Genomic DNA, 16,710 nt, shown 5'->3' with positions numbered 1-16,710 from the left:
ATCGGCGTTGCGCTTTCGGCGCTCCCGATCCGCAAATCACCCCTCGCCGGCGGACTCCTCCTCCTTCTTCCACTCGCGGCGCGGGTCCTCGCCGGTGAACCACGTCGCGACGCCGTCGGGGTCGTCCTCGCGGAACGCCCGCCGCCGCCCCCACTCGACGACCGCCTTGGCGAGCGTGATCGGGAGGAGGTACGGGAGGAGGACGGCCCCGACGCCGAACGCGTCGCCGACGCGGTCGAGCAGTCCGGGAGCGAGCGCCGCCTCGATCGCGAAGATCCCGGCGGTGACGGGGACGACGGTCAGCATGCCGATGACGAAGTAGAAGAAGACGACGCGCTGGGCGGCCTCGACGACCATGTACGGCGACTGCTCCTCGTAGGCGCGCTGGGCGAAGAACTCCCGGCGTACCTCCGCGACCTGCGCGCCGCAGACGCCGAGCGTCGCCAGCGCGACCGTGGACGTGAAATACGAGAGCGCGTCCCAGCCGACCGGCACGAGCGGGAACAGGAGGAAGACGAACACCCCGAGCGAGCGGCGGACGACGCGGAAGTTCCGCCGGTAGATCGGCGGGAGCCACGGGACGAGGCGGGTCGGCTCCGGCTCGCGCTCCCACACCTCGTCGCGCTCGGCGTCCTCGTCGTAGCCGGTGATGTAGAACGAGCGGTCCGCCAACACGATCGGTCGCTCGGCGAACATCGCGGCGGCGGCGTGAGCGAGGACGAGAACGGCCACCTCGATCCAGTACACCGCGAGCAGCTCGCCGACGCGCCAGCCGAACGCGACCACGCCGGCGAGCGGGAGGAGGTTCGTCGCGACGACGAGCGCCAGCGCCCCGCGACCCGTGGGGGCGAGCGGGCGCGACGGGCCGCGGTCGGACCTCGGTGATCCGTCGGAGGGAATCGTATCGGTACCGGTTCGCGTCGAACATAAATCTCGCCACCCCGCCGCCCTTTTTATTCGCTCGCGGGAACCACCGCGTATGGCCGCCGACTTGGAGGAGAAGACGGACCGCTACGAGCGGATGCTCGCGGACGCGTTGGCGGTCGCGGAACCCCGCCCCCCGGCCGACACGCCCCTGGGCGAGGCCGCGGCCGACGTGACCGAGATGGCCGAGTCGTACCTCGACGACGGGCGCCACTTCCGCGACGACGGCGACCCGGTGAACGCGCTCGCGTCGTACTCGTACGGTTACGGCTGGCTCGACGCCGCGGTGCGGCTCGGGCTGTTCGCGGTGCCCGACGACACCGAGCTGTTCACGACGTGAGGCCGCGACGCGGCGGCCGGTCGCCCGGAGCGCCCGCGAGGGACGCTCTTAAGCGGCGACGACCGCCACTGGTGGCATGGACGAACTCGCGGACCTGACCGAGCGGCTCGTCTCGATCCCCTCTCACGAGGACGAAACGGCCGCGGGCGACGCCATCGAGGAGTGGCTGCGCGCGGAGACGGACGCGACTGTCGAGCGCGACGGGACGGGCAACGTCCTCGCGTACCGGGGCGCGACCGACGGCCAGGACGCCGACTCGCTCGCGCTGGTCGGCCACCACGACGTGGTCCCGCCCGCCCCCGAGCAGACGACCGGCGACGGACTCGACGGCGACTACGTCGTCGAGCGCCGCGACGGCCGGATCTACGGCCGCGGGACCGCAGACATGAAAGGATCGGTCGCGGCCGCCATGTGCGCCTTCCGGGACGCGACGCCGCCGGCCGACCGGGAGCTGATCTTCGCCTCGTTCGTCGGCGAGGAGGTCGGCGGCGAGGGCGCGAGACACGCCATCGACGCCGGGTTCGCGCCGGACCGAGCGGTCGTCGCGGAGGGGTCGACGAACTACTCGAAGCCCGGGGTCACGGACGTGGTCGTCGCGCACCGCGGGCGCCGGGGCTCGCGGCTCGTCGCGCGCGGCGAGGCCGCGCACGCCTCGGAGCCCGAGGCCGGCGAGAACGCCATCTACCGCGCCTGCGACGCGATCGATGCGGTCCGCGACCTCGACGCCCCGCGGGCGACGGTCCTCGGAAACGACGTGTCGGGGTCGCTCGCGGTCACCGTCGTCGACGGCGGCGAGACGTGGAACGTGATCCCGGAGCGCTGCGAGGCGACGGTCGACGAGCGCACCGTGCCGGGCGGCCGCGCCGACCTCGCCGGCGTGGCGGACGCGACGCCGGGCGTCGAACTCGTCGTCGACCAGGACCTCCCGCCGATGGCCTGCGGCGACGCCGCGTTCGCGGACGCCGCGCTCGAGGTCGCCCGCGCGGTCCACGACGACCTCGGCCTCGACGCGCCCGAACACGTCACCAAGCCGCACGCGACCGACGCGGGGTGGCTCGCGGAGGCCGGCACCGAGTGCTTAGTCTGCGGCGCCTCCGAGCCCGGCGAGGCCCACACCGACACCGAGAGCGCGAGCCTCGACGCCCTCGACCGCTGTTACCGGATCTACATGGGCATCGCCGAGCGGGAACGGTAGCGGTCGCGACGCCGGCCTCGGTCCGGCTCCCGCGGGCCCCGCGCGGCCCCGTATGGAAGGGGTTTTATGCGTTCCGCGGAAAGTGAGCGCCACTATGGGAGACAAGTCGAAGGCTCAAAAGAAGCGTCTGGCGAAGGCGGAGCGCCAGAACACCCGCGTCCCCGCGTGGGTCATGATGAAGACTGACATGAACGTGACGCGAAACCCCAAGCGGCGCAACTGGCGCCGGAACGACCTGGACGAGTAAATGTCGACGAACGACTTCGAGGAGCGCGTCGTCACCGTGCCGCTCCGCGACGCCAAAGACAAGCCCGTCCAGCAGCGCGCCGACTACGCCATGAAGATCACGCGGCAGCACCTCGCGAAGCACTTCTCCGTCGACGAGGGCGACGTGATCATCGACGGCTCCGTCAACGAGGCCGTCTGGGCGAACGGAAGACAGAACCCGCCCAGCTCGGTGCGGGTCCGCGCGGCTCGGTTCGTCGAGGACGGCGAGCCGGTCGTCGAGGCCGAACACGCGGAGTAACGTGTTACGGGCGACCTTCACCGGCTCGTCGTACGTGGGCGTATTCGCCCGCGCCGTCGACGACCTCCTGCTGGTCCGGCCGGACGTCGACGAGGGGCTCGCCGAGGACCTCGCGGCGGAGCTCGGCGCCGAGCCGCTGCCGACGACGGTCGGCGGGTCGAACACGGTCGGCGCGCTCGCGACGGGCAACGAGAACGGCGTCCTCGTCTCCGCGCGGGCGACCGAGCGCGAGAAGGACCGGATCGCCGACGCCGCGGGCGTCCCGGTGCGAGAGCTGCCGGGAGAAATCAACGCCGCCGGGAACGTCGTCCTCGCGAACGACTCGGGCGCGTACGTCCACCCGGACCTCTCGCGCGAGGCGGTCCGGACGGTCGCCGACGCCCTCGACGTGCCGGTGACGCGGGGCGACCTCGGCGACGTGCGCACGGTCGGGACCGCGGCGGTCGCCAACAACACGGGCGTGCTCTGCCACCCCCAGTCGACCGAGTCGGAGCTTCAGGCGGTCGAGGAGGCGCTCGACGTCCGCGCCGACCTCGGCACCGTCAACTACGGCGCCCCGCTCGTCGGCTCCGGCCTCGTCGCCACCGACGAGGGGTACGTCGTCGGCGAGGACACCACCGGCCCCGAGCTGGGCCGCATCGAAGAGACTCTCGCCTTCATCGACTGAGCCGTCCCGCGCTCCGTTCTCCTTCGTTCCGATCGCACTCTTACATTTAAGAGCCGCAGCCGTGTTGCGGTCGGTATGCCCGCTATCGAGTGCCGCAACCTCTCCAAGTACTACGGCGACGTCCGAGGGATCGAAGACGTGTCTTTCGCCGTCGAGGACGGCGAGGTGTTCGGTTTCCTCGGCCCGAACGGGGCGGGGAAGACGACCGCGATCCGCACCATGCTGGGGTTCCTCTCGCCGACGAGCGGCGGCGCCACGCTGCTCGGTCACGACGCGACCGACCCGGTCGATTCGCGCCGCGCCCGCGAGCGCATCGGGTTCCTCCCGGGCGACCCGGGGCTCGACCGCGACCGCACCGCGGCGGCGTTCCTCGACCATCAGGCGGCGCTCCGCGGCGAGTCGAGCCGCGAGGACCTCGTCGAGCGGTTCGGCCTCGACGAGTCGCGCCGGATCGGGGACCTCTCTCGGGGGAACCGGCAGAAGGTGGCGCTGGTGGCCGCGTTCATGCACGACCCGGACCTGCTGCTGCTCGACGAGCCGACCTCCGGGCTCGACCCGCTCCTCCAGGAGGAGTTCGCCGCCCTCGTTCGCGAGCGCGTCGACGACGGGGCGAGCGTCCTCCTCTCCTCGCACGTCCTCGGCGAGGTGGCCGCGCTCTGCGACCGCGTCGGCGTCCTCCGGCAGGGCCACCTCGTGGCGGTCGAGTCCGTCTCGGACCTCCGCTCTCGGGGAGGCAAGCAGGTCCGCGTCCGCATCGCCGAAGACGTCGACAGGAGCGACTTCGAGGTCCGCGGGATTATGAACCTCCGCGTCGGCGAGACCGTCTCGTTCACGTGGACCGGCGAGTACGACGCGCTGATCGACCTGCTGTCGAGGTACACCGTCCAGGACCTCGACGTGGTCGACGCGCCGCTCGAAGAGGCGTTCATGACCTTCTACGACGGCGACGTGCCGGGCCCGACCGGGAACGGGGGAGCGGGCGGGGCGCCGGGCGACGACGCGCGGAGCGACACTGCCGCGGAGCCGGCAGGTGACGCCCGATGAGCGATCGCCCCGCACCGTGGCTCGCGATCGCGCGGTACGACGCCGCCGGCCGCGCCCGCGGGTCGCTCGTCGTGACGGGTCTCCTCTCAGCGTTCCTGCTGCTCTTTCTGGCCTTCTACCCGTCGCTGTCGACCGCCGGCATCGACCTCGACGCGTACGTCGAGGCGCTGCCGCCGGCGTTCCGGGAGGCGTTCGGGATCATCGCCTTCTCATCCATCGAGGGGTTCCTCGCGGTGGAGTTCTATCAGTTCGCGTGGCTGCTTCTCGTCGGCCTCTACCTCGCGTACCTCGCCGGGGGGACCATCGCCGGCGACGTCGCCTCCGGCCGGATGGACCTCACGCTCTCCGCGCCGGTCGCCCGCCGCGACGTGGTGATCGGGCGGTTCCTCGGTCTGATCCCGCTCGTCGCGCTCCTCAACGTCGTCCTCCCGGTCGTCGCGTACGTCGGCGTCCTCGCCGTCGGGGAGACCATCGCGGTCGAACGGCTCGCCGCGGTCCACGCGCTCGCGGTCCCGTACCACCTGACCTGCGTCGCGCTCGGCATCGCCGTGTCGACGCTCGCGTCGCGGCCGGGGATCGCCCAGCGGATCGCGCTCGGCGCGCTGTTCGCGCTGTTCATGTTCGAGTCCGTCGTCGCGAGCACCGACTACGCCGAGGTCGGAAACGTCAGCCCGACGGCCCACTACGACCCCTCTGCCGTCCTCGTCTTAGGCGAGTACGACCCGACGGGCGCCGCGGTCCTGCTCGCGGCGACGACCGCCCTCGTCGCGCTCGCCGCCGTTCGGTTCCGGCTCGCGGATCTCACGGGGTGAGACCCGGCTTGCGCGGCCGCTGCGCCCCCTCCGCCCCGGCGTTGCCGCCTGTCCCCTTTTAGGAAGATACTTCCCTGTCCCTGCCGGATTAAGGAACATGAGTACCTACACGGTGAGTGGACGGTTCCAGAGCCGAGACGGCGACCAGCCGTTCACGAAGGACGTCGAAGCGGAGAACGAGGACCTCGCCCGCGAGCGCATCTACACCACGGTCGGGAGCCAGCACAACCGCAAGCGCACCCAGATCGAGATCGAGGAGGTGTCCGAGGCATGATGGGCGGCGGACAACAGCAGCTTCAGCAGCTCTCGCAGGAGATCCAGGCGCTCGACGAGGAGATAGAGGCCCTCGAGGCCGAGATCGCCGACTACCGCGAGGAGAAGGCGGACATCGACGACGCGATCGAGGCCATCGAGACGCTCGACACGGGCTCGACGGTCCAGGTCCCGCTCGGCGGCGGCGCCTACCTCCGCGCCGAGGTCCAGGACATCGACGAGGTCATCGTCTCGCTCGGCGGCAACTACTCCGCGGAGCAGGAGCAGGACGACGCCATCGACGTCCTCCGGAGCAAGCAGGAGGCGCTCGACGACCGCATCGACGAGACCGAAGACGAGGTCGCGGAGCTGGAGTCCGAGAGCGACGAGCTCGAACAGCAGGCCCAGCAGATGCAACAGCAGATGCAGCAACAGCAGATGCAGCAGATGCAGCAGGCGCAGGAAGACGACGGGGAGTAAGACGGGGATCCGACCGTGTTCGACGGACTGAAAGACAAGCTCTCCGGCTTCCGCGAGGACGTCGAGGAGTCGACCGAGACCGAGGAAGCGCCTCCCGACGACGAGGCGGCGACCGCCGAGAGCGGCGCCGACGCGGACGAGGCCCGACCGGCGGCCGTCGGTGACGCGTCCGAAGCGGACGAGAGCGAGACCGACGACGACTCGGCGTCGGACGACGAGCCGAGCACCTTCCAGCGCGCGAAGGCGTTCGCGACGGGCCGGATCATCATCGAGGAGGAGGACTTAGAGGAGCCGCTGTGGAACCTCGAGATGGCCCTGCTGGAGAGCGACGTGGAGATGAGCGTCGCCGAACAGATCCTCGACAGCGTCCGCGAGAGCATGCTCGGCGAGTCGCGCAAGCAGGTCGAGACGACCGGCGAGCTCGTCGAGGAAGCGCTTCACGACGCCCTGCTCGACGTCATCGCCGTCGGCCAGTTCGACTTCGAGCAGCGGATCGCCGAGGCCGACAAGCCGGTCACCATCGTCTTCACCGGCGTCAACGGCGTGGGCAAGACGACGAGCATCGCGAAGCTCTCCGAGTGGCTCGCCGACCGCGGCTACTCGTCCGTCCTCGCGAACGGCGACACCTACCGCGCGGGCGCGAACGAGCAGATCCGCGAACACGCCGACCGGCTCGACCGCGACCTGATCAGCCACGACCAGGGCGGCGACCCGGCGGCCGTCATCTACGACGGCGTCGAGTACGCCGAGGCGAACGGCGTCGACGTCGTACTCGGCGACACGGCGGGCCGGCTCCACACGAGCGACGACCTGATGGCCCAACTGGAGAAGATAGACCGCGTCGTCGACCCTGACATGACGCTGTTCGTCGACGAGGCGGTCGCGGGGCAGGACGCGGTGAACCGCGCGAAGGAGTTCGACGATGCCGCGGCGATCGACGGCGCCATCCTGACGAAGGCCGACGCCGACTCCTCGGGCGGCGCCGCCATCTCGGTCGCGTACGTCACGGGCAAGCCCATCCTCTTCTTAGGCACCGGACAGGGGTACGGCGACATCACGCTGTTCGACCCCGAGGAACTCGTCGAGAGCCTCCTCGACGAGGAGTAGCGGACTGCCGACCCCGACCCCGCCGGCCCGAGCCCGCTCGTCACGTCTCACGACTCACGAGCCGTGGCTCTCGGGACGCGTCCATCGCCCCGCTCGGTCGACGGGCTCCGGCCCCCGGCTCGTTCAGTCGTCGCCAGGCGTCGGCTCCGGCTCGGATGTCGGCCCGTCGAGTCGATCGGGACCTTCGCCGGGCGCCCGGCGCTCGGCGCGGGTCACGATCCGCGCCCCGATGGCCGCCGAACCCGCGCCGAGTACGGCGCCGGCGACGACGTCGGTCGCCCAGTGGATCCCGAGGTACATCGTCGAGTAGACGACGGTCGCGGCGAGGGCGCCGGCGATCCACGTCCATCGCGGGAACCGCTGCCGAGAGCGCCACGCGACGGCGGCCACCGCCACGGAGAGCGAGGCGTGGAGGGAGGGGAAGACGTTCGTGTTCGACGCGACCGCGGCCGTCAGCTCCTGCGTCTCGGGGTAGAACTGATACAGCAGTCCGTCGACCGAGTCGAGGTACTTGCGCGGTCCGTACCCGACGAACAGCGTGTAACAGAGCGTCCCGACCGCGTAGTTCACCATGTAGGCGACGAGCAGTTCCTTCAGGTGTCGCTGCCCGCCCTCCCGGGCGAGGAAGTAGACCGCCGGCCCGGCGACGAGGAGGACAGCGAACCCGAGCATGTACGCCGCCGAGAAGAGTTCGAGCGTCGCGTCCGGCGTCGCACGCTGGAGCGCGGTGACGAACTCTCCTTCGATAGCGTACAGCTCGTCCGTAATGTGCCAGTCGAGCGCGCGAGAGATCCGGATCCGGTACCCCTGGGTGAGCTGTTTGACCGCCAGTAACCCCAGCGCCGCTGCGAGGTACGGCGCGACGTCGCGAGCGCGGTGGCCGAGGTCGTTCGTCGCGCGGGACAGCTGTCGAGGCCCGACACAGAGGAGGGCTGTGACCGCCGACCCGACGATAACCGAGAGGCCGGTGAGGGCGGTCACTCTGAGGAGCGCCATCGTCCCTCCCTCACCGTCTTCGCGCCACATGAGTGACACGGTGTCGGAGTACACCGGTACAGCAGGGTAACGCGAGCTGCTGCTGGCGCCGCTACCGTTCACGTTCCGACGGGGTCGCCTGCCTAACTGCCGCGATCGGTCGATCGGACGTGAGCGAATCGAGGCAGAATTTCGATATAGCGACATACAATTTATCTACTCGCCCTGGAACAGAATTCGTCGCTTTCTACCCGACCAAATTTGAGTCGATTACGGGAGCAGTCGGTAGACGTTCGCCTCGTAGACCTCGCGCACCTGGTCGCCCCAGTTGTGCGTGTAAGTGTCGATTACGTCGTCGGCCACGTCGCCGCGGAGGTACTTCACCGCCCCGCGGTCGCCGGTCCTATCGCGGAGGTGCGTCGTGAAGAAGTGTCTGAAGTAGTGGGGCGTGACGTTCTCGTCCGCGCCGCCGCCGGTCCGATACCATCCTTCCTCGCGGGCGTAGCGCTCGACGACGTGTCTGACCGCCTGCGGTCGCAGCCGCTCGCCCCAGCCCTCTGCGGTGCCGACGAACAGCGGTTCCGCGGGCGACGGCGAGTCCGGTCGAACCGCGAGCCACGCCTTCAGCACCCGGCGGAGCTCGTCGTCGACGGGGATCACGGTCCCCCGCTTCCGCTTGTTCGCGGCCGTGCGCACCTCCCCGTTCAACTCCTCGCCGACGGCCGCGTCGGCCGTCACGAAGACCGAGTCCGGACGCTCGGATAGCGCGGGTCGGTCGCCGAGCGCGTAGGCCGCCTCTAGGTCCGGGTCCGTGACGGATAAGTCCCGTAAATCGAGGTTACACAGCTCGCCGACCCGCATCCCGGTTTTCAAAAGCGTCACCACGAGCGCCCGGTGGAGCGGGTGACGGATCTCGGCCACGAACGACTGCATGGCCGGGATCGAGACGTCGCGTCGGGCGGGGTCCTTGTCGACGGTCTCGTCCATCTCCTCCATCACCAGCGTCATCGGATTGCCCTCGAAGGCGCCCACCTCGGTCATGTACCCGTAGAACCGGTGGAGGTAGGCGGCGTACGTCGCGACCGTGCTGTCGGCGACGTCGCCCCGAAGCGAGTGGACGAACGCCATACAGTCGCGGTGAGTCGCCGACGCCGGGCCGCTCTCGTCGAGGAACGCCTCGAACCGCCGGAGGACGCGCTCGTACGCCGCCCTGGTCCGGTCCGTCTTTCCGTGGTAGGTGAGGTCCTCGAGGAAGTATCCGACCGGGTCGTCGGGATCGGGGGCCGCGCGCGTGCTACTCATCGGTCAACACGTACCCCCCGTCTCGCCCGCTGTATCGAACGCGGTTGCGATCCTGGAGCTCGTCGAGCGTCTCCTCCAGTTCGTCCTCCACGTCACCGACCACGGCTTGGACCAGTTCGTCCCACGATCGAGGGCCGGATTCGAGAGCCGCGCGGACACGCCTTTCGAGGTCGTGACCCCCGGGGTTGGAGCCCTCGGAAGCGGGTCCCTCGTCGGTCGCCGACTCGCTCGGCGCGAACCCTTTGCGGCCGGCCTGTACCATCGTCCTGACGAACTCGCTCAGCGACATGTCCAGTTCGTCGGCGTGATTGCGCCAGATCTCTTTTTGATCCGTCGGCACGTACGTCTTCACCGACTGTCGATCCCCTGCCATCCTTAGAGCGAGCGTTCTCGCGCTCCCAACTTCAATCTATCCCAGATTTGCGGATAAGTGAATTTATCTCGGTGTGTGGCACTCTGTTTTCGTCGGTATTAGATGTATATCTTACCTTGTAGTACTGCTATCTGGGATTTGTAGTACTACACTTCCAGATATACAGTAGGCCCGATCGCTTCCATGCGAGGGTCACCGAGACACGTCCTCCCAGGGAGTCGGCTAACCGATTCCGTCGGACTGTTCGAGAACACGGCACGAACTGGACGACCTTCGTCGACAGAGGTTACCGCCGAGACGTATCGACTGGAGTTCCTGTCACTGCCGGTACGAAAACACGGACCGAGGCCAGCGCGACGAGGTCGGATCCAGTTCAGACGCGACGAGTATATCTCATGCCGCTATACGATACCCGGACTCAGACGCGTATCTCCGAGTCGGTCGGTTCGCGTTCGAACGCCCCGAGCACGCGAGAGACCGATTCGTCCGTCTCGGCGGCGTTACGCATCAGGACCGTCTCGCTCGGGAAGAGGTGCTCGCCGACGGCGAGGCCGTGTTCCCGGGCCGTCGAGCCGGTGACGGTGAGGTAGACGCCGAGGCCGACCCGAGCGATGGCCGCCTCCTCCTCCTCGTCGGCGTCGGGATAGACGAACTCCACGCCGTCGAGCGCGTCGGTGCCCAGCACCGCGGTGACCAGGCGCTCGTACCGCGGCGAGATACACAGCGGCCCCTCGTAGTCGGCGAGGTACCCGCGATCGAAGGTCGTGTTCGGCGCGCGTCGGTCCTCGCGTCCCATCAGCGTGTGATACACGGTGTCACCGAGGCCGGACACGACGCGCACGTCGGTGTCGACCGGGTCGATGCGGTCGTTGATGTCCGCGATGTCGCCGAGGCCGCCCTCCCGGATGCCGACCACCTCCTCCAAGACGAGGTCCGCGGAGTCGAATCCGAGCGCGAACTCGTGGGTCCGGAGCGCGCGGAACGGCTCCTCGCGGCCGACGAGTTTGACTGTCACGTCGCCCAGATCGACCGTCGCGGCGTCGAACACGATCCGACGCGGCTTCCCGTTTCGGTCGTCGCGAAGCAGCGTGAACTCGGGCTCGGCGGCGGTCGCCGGGTCCGAGTACTCGGCGAGCCGCTCGTACGGGCCCGCGTCGGCGTCGACGGAGCCCTTCGTGACCGCCTTCTCGTACCGGAGCGTGTTGCTCACGCCGTCCGCCAGCCGGTCGAGGCGGTCGCCGTCCGCGACGGCCGCGATCCGCTCTAACACCGCTTCGAGCGGGCGTCCCTTCCGCGGGACCGCGACCGGAACCGGATCTGTCATTGAGCGATCTGCGGACGGGCGGGTGAAACGGGTTGCGTTTTTGAACCGGAACGGCGGCTCGCGACTGCTCCCCTCCGAAACGGCTGCGCAGCGTCGAGAGCGGCCGACTTACGGGCCGAAGGCCTCGTTGAGCCTGGTCCGGAACTCGTCGAGCTCGTCGAGGTGGTCGTTGATCTCCTCGATCTCGGCCGCCACGTCGTCGAGGTCCTCGCCGATGCGGTCCTCGATGTCGGTGAGCCGCGAGTCCACCTCCGCGAGGTCGTCCCACAGGTCGTCGAACTCCTCGTCGAAGCGGTCGAGCCCGGACTCGACCTCGTCCACGCGCTCCGTCGCGTCGGCGGCGAGGTCCTCCGCGCTCTCGGCCGTCTCCTCGGCGTTCTCGGCGCGCTCGGCCGCCCTGTCGACCTCCTCGTAGAGGGTTTCCACGTCGTCTCCCAGGTCGTCGACCGACTCCGCGACGGCGTCGGCCTCTCCCTCGACCCGGTCCACGTCGGCGGCGAGGTCTTCGATGTCGGTCTCGACGGTCGAGACGGCGTCCCGGACCGATTCGACGCTGTCGTCGACGGCTGCGACGTCGTCCTCAACCGCCCGAACGTCGCTCTCGACCGTCTCGACGTCGTCCGCCACCGCGTCCACGCGGTCCTCCACCTCGTCGACCGCGTCCGTGGCGGCGTCGACTTCGGAGTCGACGCGCGAGACGTCCGAGGCGAGCGTTTCGCGCTCGTCGTCAGCCTCGTCCAGGCGGTCGTCGAGGGCGTCGACCTCCGCCTCAACGGCGTCGACGCGCTCGTCGATCCCGTCGAGGATCTCCCGCGCCGTGCCCTCGCCGTCGATGAACTCCGCGAGCGCGTCGGCGTACGCCTCGATGTCGGCCACGCTCGACTGGAGGCGGGCGATCCGCACGTCGACGCTGCGCGGCACGTCGGCCTCGAACGCCTCCTCGATGGTCGCGATGTCCTCCTCGTCGGCCGCGCCGGTACGGATCTCGGCCGCGAGGGCCGCCGCGAGGCCGCCCTCGCCCGGTAGCCTCGCCGCCTGGCCGTCGTCCTCGACCGCTCTCTCCTCGTCCGCCTCGTCCTCGTGAGGCTCCTCAGCGTCCGTGTCGTCCGCCTCGGGCGCTTCCTCGGGCATATCGTCGGTCGCCGTCTCTGCTTCCTCGTCCGGGGAAGACTCGCTCTCTGCCACCGCTGCGCCGACGGGCTCTCCCTCGTGTGCCGTCACGGCGGCCGTCTCCGCCTCGACGGGTCGGGGTTCGGGGGTAGCGGACTCCGGTTCGGCGTCTGTCTCCGGTGGCTCGGTCGACTCCGCGTCGGACTCCTCGGCATCGGAAACGGCCTCGGAGTCGGGCTCCTCGGCACGCTCCTGGGCCCGGTCGTCCGGGAGCAGCTCGTCGTCCTCCGCCATGCCCGGGAGCGTCGCGCGGTCGCCGGAGAGCACCTCGCGGACCGCGTCCGTGTCGCCGGCGCCGAGGACGTCCTCTATCTCCTCGCCGACGGGGACGTGTTCGATCACCGGCGTGCCGAGGAAGCCGTCGAGGTCGGGGTCCTCGTCGCGGATCCCGAACACCGTCTCGACGGTCTCGTCCGGGTCTATCACCCGTTCGAACTCCACGCGGTGGTCCTTGTACGCCGTCCAGTTCTCGCTCTCGTACTCCGGGTGGAACCCCACTCGGTCCATCGGAAACGACTCCGGGATCCGGTCGACGATACGCACCCGTACGGGGTCCTCGCGGTGCGAAGAGAGGGTGTACATCACCGCGGGCACGGGGAACGCGTCGTCAGTGAAGGATTTCTCGACGCGGATGCCGTCCTCGTCGACGGTCGTGGCCGCCTCCGCCGTCCGTTCGCTCATACCCGCACGTCCCGGAGCAAGGGCTTAAATTCCACGGGCCGCGTTTCGTGGTTGATAACCGAAACGTCGACAAATCGGCCGCTCGACTCCCGTTTACAGGTCGATCCGGTCGCCGATCTCGACTATCTCCAGCCGGTTCGGCGACTCGTAGCTCCGCACGTGGTCGTGAAGCGCGGTCGGGTCGGCCGTCAGTCCCTTCCACATGTCCCAGTGGGTCGGCACCAGGCGGTCCAAGCCGAGGTCGTTCGCCGCCGTCGCGACCTCGTTCTCGTCGCTGTACCACTTCGTCTGAACCGGCTCGCCCGTCTCCTTGTCGGGTATCGTGCCCTCGGAACCGAACGCGAGGATTCCGAGGTCGATGTCGAACCGCTCCGAGAGCCTGGCGAACGAGGGCGAGGGCTTGCTGTCGCCGGCGTGGAACACCGTCCCGGCGTCGTGTTCGATCACGTAGCCGACCGGGTGCGTGGCGTCTGCGTCGTGCGTCTCGACGACGTGAACGGTGAACTCGCCGACGCGTAGCTCGTCGCCCTCAGTGACCTCGGTGAAGGCCGCCTCGCTCACGTCGTATTCCTCGGTCCACCGCTCCTCCTCGCGCGCGACCGCGAGCGAGTCGTCGGGCGCGACGAGGTCCGCGTCGGTGTTCTCTAGGATCGGCGCCTGCGAGGGGCCGTGGACGTGGTCCGTGTGCTCGTGAGTCGCCAGCACCGCGTCCGCGACCTCAACGTCGGCGGGGTCGAACGGGACCGGAACCATTCGGACCGTCCGCGGCGGGTCGCCCGTGCCGACGTAGGGGTCGATCCAGAGGACCGTCCCCTCGCTCCCCTTGATCGCGAAGCCGTTACAACCCAGGTACCACAGCGCAGCGGTGTCGGGGTCGGCGTCGGCCACCGCGCGCGGCAGCCAGTCGCCCCAGTCGGACTCAACCATGAGCATCGCTGCGCGGGCGGCGGGGGTAATAATTCCGGAGTTCCGCCGAATCAGTCAACTTCCGTCGCTCGAAGGACGACGTATTTTCGTCGTCAGCGCGACTCGTATATCTCATGTCGCTATATCGAATTGGTGGCCAGCGACCGACGTTCCGGACGCCCCGTTCTGGGCTCGAAAATCCGGCCACGGGGCCGAGCCCGTGGTGCTTTCGCTCTTCGCCCGGGGCAGACCGTCCGCCGGCGAGGACGCTCGGGCCGCCGGCTTCGTCCGTCGCGACGGACCCCCCCGCGACCGGCCGCCGGGCGACGGCGACCGCGCCGCGTCAGTAGTACCCGAGCGCAGCGAGCTGTTCTTTCGCCTGTTCCGTCGCCTGCCGACCGCCCATCGGCTCCCGAACGTCGGCCTCCGAGTCCTCGAACGCGTCCGTGACCGTGGCCGGATCGATCTCCCGACGCGGCGCGAAGTCGCCGGGGCCGGAGACGGACGCCTCCAGCCCCTCGTCGCCCCAGTGGTACCGCTTGCGGACTCCCCTGCCCGTCTCGTTCGTGTACACGGCGTGACTCGCGGCCGTGAACGGGGTCACGTCCTCGCAGGCGTCCTCGAACCGGTCGCGCAGGTCCGCGGTGACCGGCTGCTTCAGCGACAGAACGCGCTCGGCGGCGAAGCCGGCCTCCGGCGGCTCGCCCGCGACGTGGGCCGCCACCACGGACGGGAACCGGGTCAGCGCGGCGGGGCGGTGACACACCTCGCCGTCGGCGCCGCCCGGGGGACGGACGAGAAGCGGGACGTGGAGCAGCTCCTCGTGCATCGGGATGATGTGCGAGACGGCGTGGGGTTCGTTCGAGAGGTGACCGGGCTCGCCGAAGCCGTCTCCGTGGTCGCCGCAGACGACCACGAGCGTGTCGTCGAGTTCGCCCCGACGTCGCAGGGTCTCGACCACCCGCTCGGCGACGGCGTCGGCCTGCCGGATCCCGCCGTCGTAGAGCGACTCCAGACCGCCGAGCCGCCAGTACGGGTGCGTCGAGCCGTAGAACTCCCACTCCCAGCGGACGTCGAGGTCCGCCTGTAGGTCGCGGGCGCGCTCGTCGCCCCACTCGTCGTACGCCGCGCGCGGCTCGAACGGTCGGTGAGCGTCCATCAGGTTCAGACACGCGGCCCACGCTCCGTCGCGCTCGGCCGTCCAGTCGAGCAGTCGGTCAGCGTAGTAGAACCCGTCCGGGCCGGGATTGAGCGAGGCGGTGTCGTACGCGTCGTCGTACTCCTCCGGGACTCCTCCCACCGTCCCGAAGCACTCCTCGATCCCCGAATCGTGACCGTTCAGGAATCCGTTCTCGGTGAACAGGCCGGTCTCGTACCCGTCCTCGGCGAGCGACTCGAAGACCGTGTTCCCCGGGCGAAGTCGGTCGTGGACGGTGAGCCGGTGCTCGTGTGCCTCCAGCCCGGTGAAGACGCTCACGTGGCTGGGCAGCGACCAGTTCGACGGCGCTCTCGCCTGCGCGTACGTGACGGCCTCCTCGGCGAGCGACTCCAGGAACGGCGTCGTGGTCCGGGCCGCGCCGTACAGCGAACAGTTCTTCGCGCGGACCGAGTCCAACACGACGAGCAACACGTTCGGGGAGCGATCACGTCCCATACCCCCGCTGACGACCGCCGGCTATTGATTCTTATCAAATATTATATATTATGGTACCGTTTCCCGCTCGAGCGGTTTAGAGCGCTCCCGAGCGCAACCGAGCGCGGTGGAGGGGTCCCCAGCCGGCCTCGCCCGGCGGAGCGCCGAAGACGCGCCGGAGTGGACCGGCCCCATGGAGCCGGACGCGCGGCGGGGTCCGGAGGCCTCGCACCGCTATATACCGCTCCGGTCGACTCCCGCCGCGTCGGGTCGCCTATTATAAGAGTTCAAGCGGCGGCTCCGAGTGGTCCCGGTCGATCCACCCGTGTCCTCCGACAGCGACCAGACGCCGCACGAGACCGCAGCGGAGCGCGAACCGGGCCCAGTCCAGACCGAGTTGACCTCGCGGGCCGACACGCGGCCCGCCGGCCCGGATCGGGTCACCGTGTACCCCGTCGGCGCCTCCGGAGACGAGAAGATGGCCACCTGGCTGACGGTGAACGCCGACTGCGTGATCGAGGCCAGGTGGTTCCGGTGACTCGTCGTCCCGCGCGCGTGTGCTGCCCACGACGCGTTCGACTCCCCGAGCGCGGGCGACTGGGAGGATGGTCACAGCGACCAGAAAGCGTGGCGGAGACGCCGTTCGCACCGCCCGCCGACCGAGCGACGGTTGCCGCGAGGCACCCGTGAAACGGCGCGAACTGCTCCGGCGTGGCGTCGCGCAGTGCGCGCTCGGGCTGGTCGCCTCCGCTCTCGGGGGGCTCTCCCGCCTGTACTCGTCGGCCGTCACGCCGTCGCCGGGCCGCGCCGCGACCCCCAGGTCGCTCGACGCGGCCGACGGCGTCGCGAGAAACCGCGTCGGCGGGCGGTACGCGTTGACGTACGACTGGACCGACGGCCGGGGACGACGGTGGAGCGTCGACCTCTCCGTTCCGCGACCGGCGTACGCGGCCGCCGCCCGCCGCCCGCGCGGGTACCTCTCGGCGCTCTAGTCGGCCC

20 protein-coding genes are annotated in these 16,710 nt (G+C 69.7%); 12 read left to right on the top strand and 8 right to left on the bottom strand.

The genetic code is table 11. The features are described from left to right. Positions 1 to 36: 36 nt before the first annotated feature. Positions 37 to 900: a DUF6498-containing protein gene (locus tag EXE50_RS15735; protein ID WP_137705517.1), complete on the bottom strand. Its 864-nt coding sequence runs from the start codon at positions 898 to 900 to the stop codon at positions 37 to 39. 79 nt (positions 901 to 979) lie between these two features. Here EXE50_RS15735 and EXE50_RS15730 point away from each other — a divergent pair, with 79 nt between their 5' ends. From EXE50_RS15730 to ftsY, 10 genes are all read left to right on the top strand, one after another. Continuing rightward, positions 980 to 1,264 (top strand): DUF357 domain-containing protein, encoded by a 285-nt coding sequence (locus EXE50_RS15730; protein ID WP_053771305.1) that lies wholly within the window; start codon positions 980 to 982, stop codon positions 1,262 to 1,264. A gap of 76 nt (positions 1,265 to 1,340) precedes the next feature. Continuing rightward, the gene (locus EXE50_RS15725; RefSeq protein WP_053771304.1) at positions 1,341 to 2,459 is read left to right on the top strand and encodes a M20 family metallopeptidase; all 1,119 of its coding nucleotides are present in this window, start codon (positions 1,341 to 1,343) and stop codon (positions 2,457 to 2,459) included. A 94-nt stretch (positions 2,460 to 2,553) separates the two neighbouring features. Beyond that, on the top strand, positions 2,554 to 2,706 hold the full coding sequence (locus tag EXE50_RS15720) for a 50S ribosomal protein L39e (protein WP_004050128.1): 153 nt from the start codon (positions 2,554 to 2,556) through the stop codon (positions 2,704 to 2,706). Beyond that, a complete protein-coding gene (locus EXE50_RS15715; RefSeq protein WP_053771303.1) occupies positions 2,707 to 2,985 on the top strand; it encodes a 50S ribosomal protein L31e in 279 nt (92 codons plus the stop codon). A 1-nt stretch (position 2,986) separates the two neighbouring features. After that, on the top strand, positions 2,987 to 3,652 hold the full coding sequence (locus EXE50_RS15710; RefSeq protein ID WP_053771302.1) for a translation initiation factor IF-6: 666 nt from the start codon (positions 2,987 to 2,989) through the stop codon (positions 3,650 to 3,652). A 75-nt stretch (positions 3,653 to 3,727) separates the two neighbouring features. Continuing rightward, entirely contained in the window at positions 3,728 to 4,696 is a 969-nt protein-coding gene (locus EXE50_RS15705; protein WP_137705516.1) for an ABC transporter ATP-binding protein, read from the top strand. Next, the gene (locus EXE50_RS15700; protein ID WP_137705515.1) at positions 4,693 to 5,508 is read left to right on the top strand and encodes an ABC transporter permease; all 816 of its coding nucleotides are present in this window, start codon (positions 4,693 to 4,695) and stop codon (positions 5,506 to 5,508) included. Before EXE50_RS15705 ends, EXE50_RS15700 begins: the two co-directional genes overlap by 4 nt. A 97-nt stretch (positions 5,509 to 5,605) precedes the next feature. After that, positions 5,606 to 5,782, top strand: a complete 177-nt coding sequence (gene rpl18a / locus EXE50_RS15695; protein WP_053771299.1) for a 50S ribosomal protein L18Ae — start codon at positions 5,606 to 5,608, stop codon at positions 5,780 to 5,782. Then, positions 5,782 to 6,240, top strand: coding sequence for a prefoldin subunit alpha (gene pfdA / locus EXE50_RS15690; protein ID WP_053771298.1), 459 nt, complete (start codon positions 5,782 to 5,784; stop codon positions 6,238 to 6,240). The genes rpl18a and pfdA overlap by 1 nt, the downstream gene beginning before the upstream one ends. A gap of 15 nt (positions 6,241 to 6,255) precedes the next feature. After that, positions 6,256 to 7,347, top strand: a complete 1,092-nt coding sequence (gene ftsY, locus EXE50_RS15685) for a signal recognition particle-docking protein FtsY (RefSeq protein ID WP_121599455.1) — start codon at positions 6,256 to 6,258, stop codon at positions 7,345 to 7,347. Between the two features lie 123 nt (positions 7,348 to 7,470). Here ftsY and EXE50_RS15680 read toward each other — a convergent pair whose 3' ends face one another. The 7 genes from EXE50_RS15680 to EXE50_RS15650 all read right to left on the bottom strand — a co-directional run bounded on the left by EXE50_RS15680 (position 7,471) and on the right by EXE50_RS15650 (position 15,732). Continuing rightward, positions 7,471 to 8,343, bottom strand: coding sequence for a phosphatase PAP2 family protein (locus EXE50_RS15680; protein WP_199241377.1), 873 nt, complete (start codon positions 8,341 to 8,343; stop codon positions 7,471 to 7,473). A 249-nt stretch (positions 8,344 to 8,592) separates the two neighbouring features. Continuing rightward, a complete protein-coding gene (locus EXE50_RS15675) occupies positions 8,593 to 9,624 on the bottom strand; it encodes a tyrosine-type recombinase/integrase (RefSeq protein WP_137705513.1) in 1,032 nt (343 codons plus the stop codon). Further along, entirely contained in the window at positions 9,617 to 9,997 is a 381-nt protein-coding gene (locus EXE50_RS15670) for a DUF5805 domain-containing protein (protein WP_137705512.1), read from the bottom strand. The genes EXE50_RS15675 and EXE50_RS15670 overlap by 8 nt, the downstream gene beginning before the upstream one ends. A 418-nt stretch (positions 9,998 to 10,415) precedes the next feature. Further along, positions 10,416 to 11,321, bottom strand: a complete 906-nt coding sequence (locus EXE50_RS15665) for a hypothetical protein (protein WP_053771294.1) — start codon at positions 11,319 to 11,321, stop codon at positions 10,416 to 10,418. A 108-nt stretch (positions 11,322 to 11,429) separates the two neighbouring features. Beyond that, positions 11,430 to 13,172: an alanine-zipper protein gene (locus EXE50_RS15660; protein ID WP_137705511.1), complete on the bottom strand. Its 1,743-nt coding sequence runs from the start codon at positions 13,170 to 13,172 to the stop codon at positions 11,430 to 11,432. 93 nt (positions 13,173 to 13,265) lie between these two features. Then, positions 13,266 to 14,099 carry an MBL fold metallo-hydrolase gene (locus EXE50_RS15655; RefSeq protein ID WP_053771292.1) on the bottom strand — a complete coding sequence of 278 codons (834 nt, stop codon included), beginning with the start codon at positions 14,097 to 14,099 and terminating at the stop codon, positions 13,266 to 13,268. Between the two features lie 322 nt (positions 14,100 to 14,421). Beyond that, a complete protein-coding gene (locus EXE50_RS15650) occupies positions 14,422 to 15,732 on the bottom strand; it encodes a sulfatase (protein WP_053771291.1) in 1,311 nt (436 codons plus the stop codon). Between the two features lie 304 nt (positions 15,733 to 16,036). Between EXE50_RS15650 and EXE50_RS15645 the strand changes: the two genes are divergently transcribed. Both EXE50_RS15645 and EXE50_RS17810 read left to right on the top strand, forming a co-directional pair. Next, the gene (locus EXE50_RS15645) at positions 16,037 to 16,249 is read left to right on the top strand and encodes a hypothetical protein (protein WP_077152272.1); all 213 of its coding nucleotides are present in this window, start codon (positions 16,037 to 16,039) and stop codon (positions 16,247 to 16,249) included. Between the two features lie 148 nt (positions 16,250 to 16,397). Continuing rightward, on the top strand, positions 16,398 to 16,703 hold the full coding sequence (locus tag EXE50_RS17810; protein WP_241982690.1) for a hypothetical protein: 306 nt from the start codon (positions 16,398 to 16,400) through the stop codon (positions 16,701 to 16,703). The last annotated feature ends 7 nt before the right edge of the window (positions 16,704 to 16,710 follow it).

This window comes from Halorubrum sp. ARQ200, assembly GCF_005435115.1.
In the GTDB taxonomy this organism is placed as follows: domain Archaea; phylum Halobacteriota; class Halobacteria; order Halobacteriales; family Haloferacaceae; genus Halorubrum; species Halorubrum tropicale.
The sequence above is the reverse complement of the archived record's forward strand: the minus strand, read 5'-3'. Positions and strand labels throughout refer to the sequence as shown.

Excerpts from the sequence above, each read along its gene's own strand:
- EXE50_RS15730 (WP_053771305.1), top strand. The coding sequence starts at position 980 with ATGGCCGCCGACTTGGAGGAGAAGACGGACCGCTACGAGCGGATGCTC.
- EXE50_RS15725 (WP_053771304.1), top strand. The coding sequence starts at position 1,341 with ATGGACGAACTCGCGGACCTGACCGAGCGGCTCGTCTCGATCCCCTCT.
- EXE50_RS15720 (WP_004050128.1), top strand. The coding sequence starts at position 2,554 with ATGGGAGACAAGTCGAAGGCTCAAAAGAAGCGTCTGGCGAAGGCGGAG.
- EXE50_RS15715 (WP_053771303.1), top strand. The coding sequence starts at position 2,707 with ATGTCGACGAACGACTTCGAGGAGCGCGTCGTCACCGTGCCGCTCCGC.
- EXE50_RS15705 (WP_137705516.1), top strand. The coding sequence starts at position 3,728 with ATGCCCGCTATCGAGTGCCGCAACCTCTCCAAGTACTACGGCGACGTC.
- EXE50_RS15700 (WP_137705515.1), top strand. The coding sequence starts at position 4,693 with ATGAGCGATCGCCCCGCACCGTGGCTCGCGATCGCGCGGTACGACGCC.
- rpl18a (WP_053771299.1), top strand. The coding sequence starts at position 5,606 with ATGAGTACCTACACGGTGAGTGGACGGTTCCAGAGCCGAGACGGCGAC.
- pfdA (WP_053771298.1), top strand. The coding sequence starts at position 5,782 with ATGGGCGGCGGACAACAGCAGCTTCAGCAGCTCTCGCAGGAGATCCAG.
- EXE50_RS15680 (WP_199241377.1), bottom strand. The coding sequence starts at position 8,343 with ATGGCGCTCCTCAGAGTGACCGCCCTCACCGGCCTCTCGGTTATCGTC.
- EXE50_RS15675 (WP_137705513.1), bottom strand. The coding sequence starts at position 9,624 with ATGAGTAGCACGCGCGCGGCCCCCGATCCCGACGACCCGGTCGGATAC.
- EXE50_RS15670 (WP_137705512.1), bottom strand. The coding sequence starts at position 9,997 with ATGGCAGGGGATCGACAGTCGGTGAAGACGTACGTGCCGACGGATCAA.
- EXE50_RS15665 (WP_053771294.1), bottom strand. The coding sequence starts at position 11,321 with ATGACAGATCCGGTTCCGGTCGCGGTCCCGCGGAAGGGACGCCCGCTC.
- EXE50_RS15660 (WP_137705511.1), bottom strand. The coding sequence starts at position 13,172 with ATGAGCGAACGGACGGCGGAGGCGGCCACGACCGTCGACGAGGACGGC.
- EXE50_RS15655 (WP_053771292.1), bottom strand. The coding sequence starts at position 14,099 with ATGGTTGAGTCCGACTGGGGCGACTGGCTGCCGCGCGCGGTGGCCGAC.
- EXE50_RS15650 (WP_053771291.1), bottom strand. The coding sequence starts at position 15,732 with ATGGGACGTGATCGCTCCCCGAACGTGTTGCTCGTCGTGTTGGACTCG.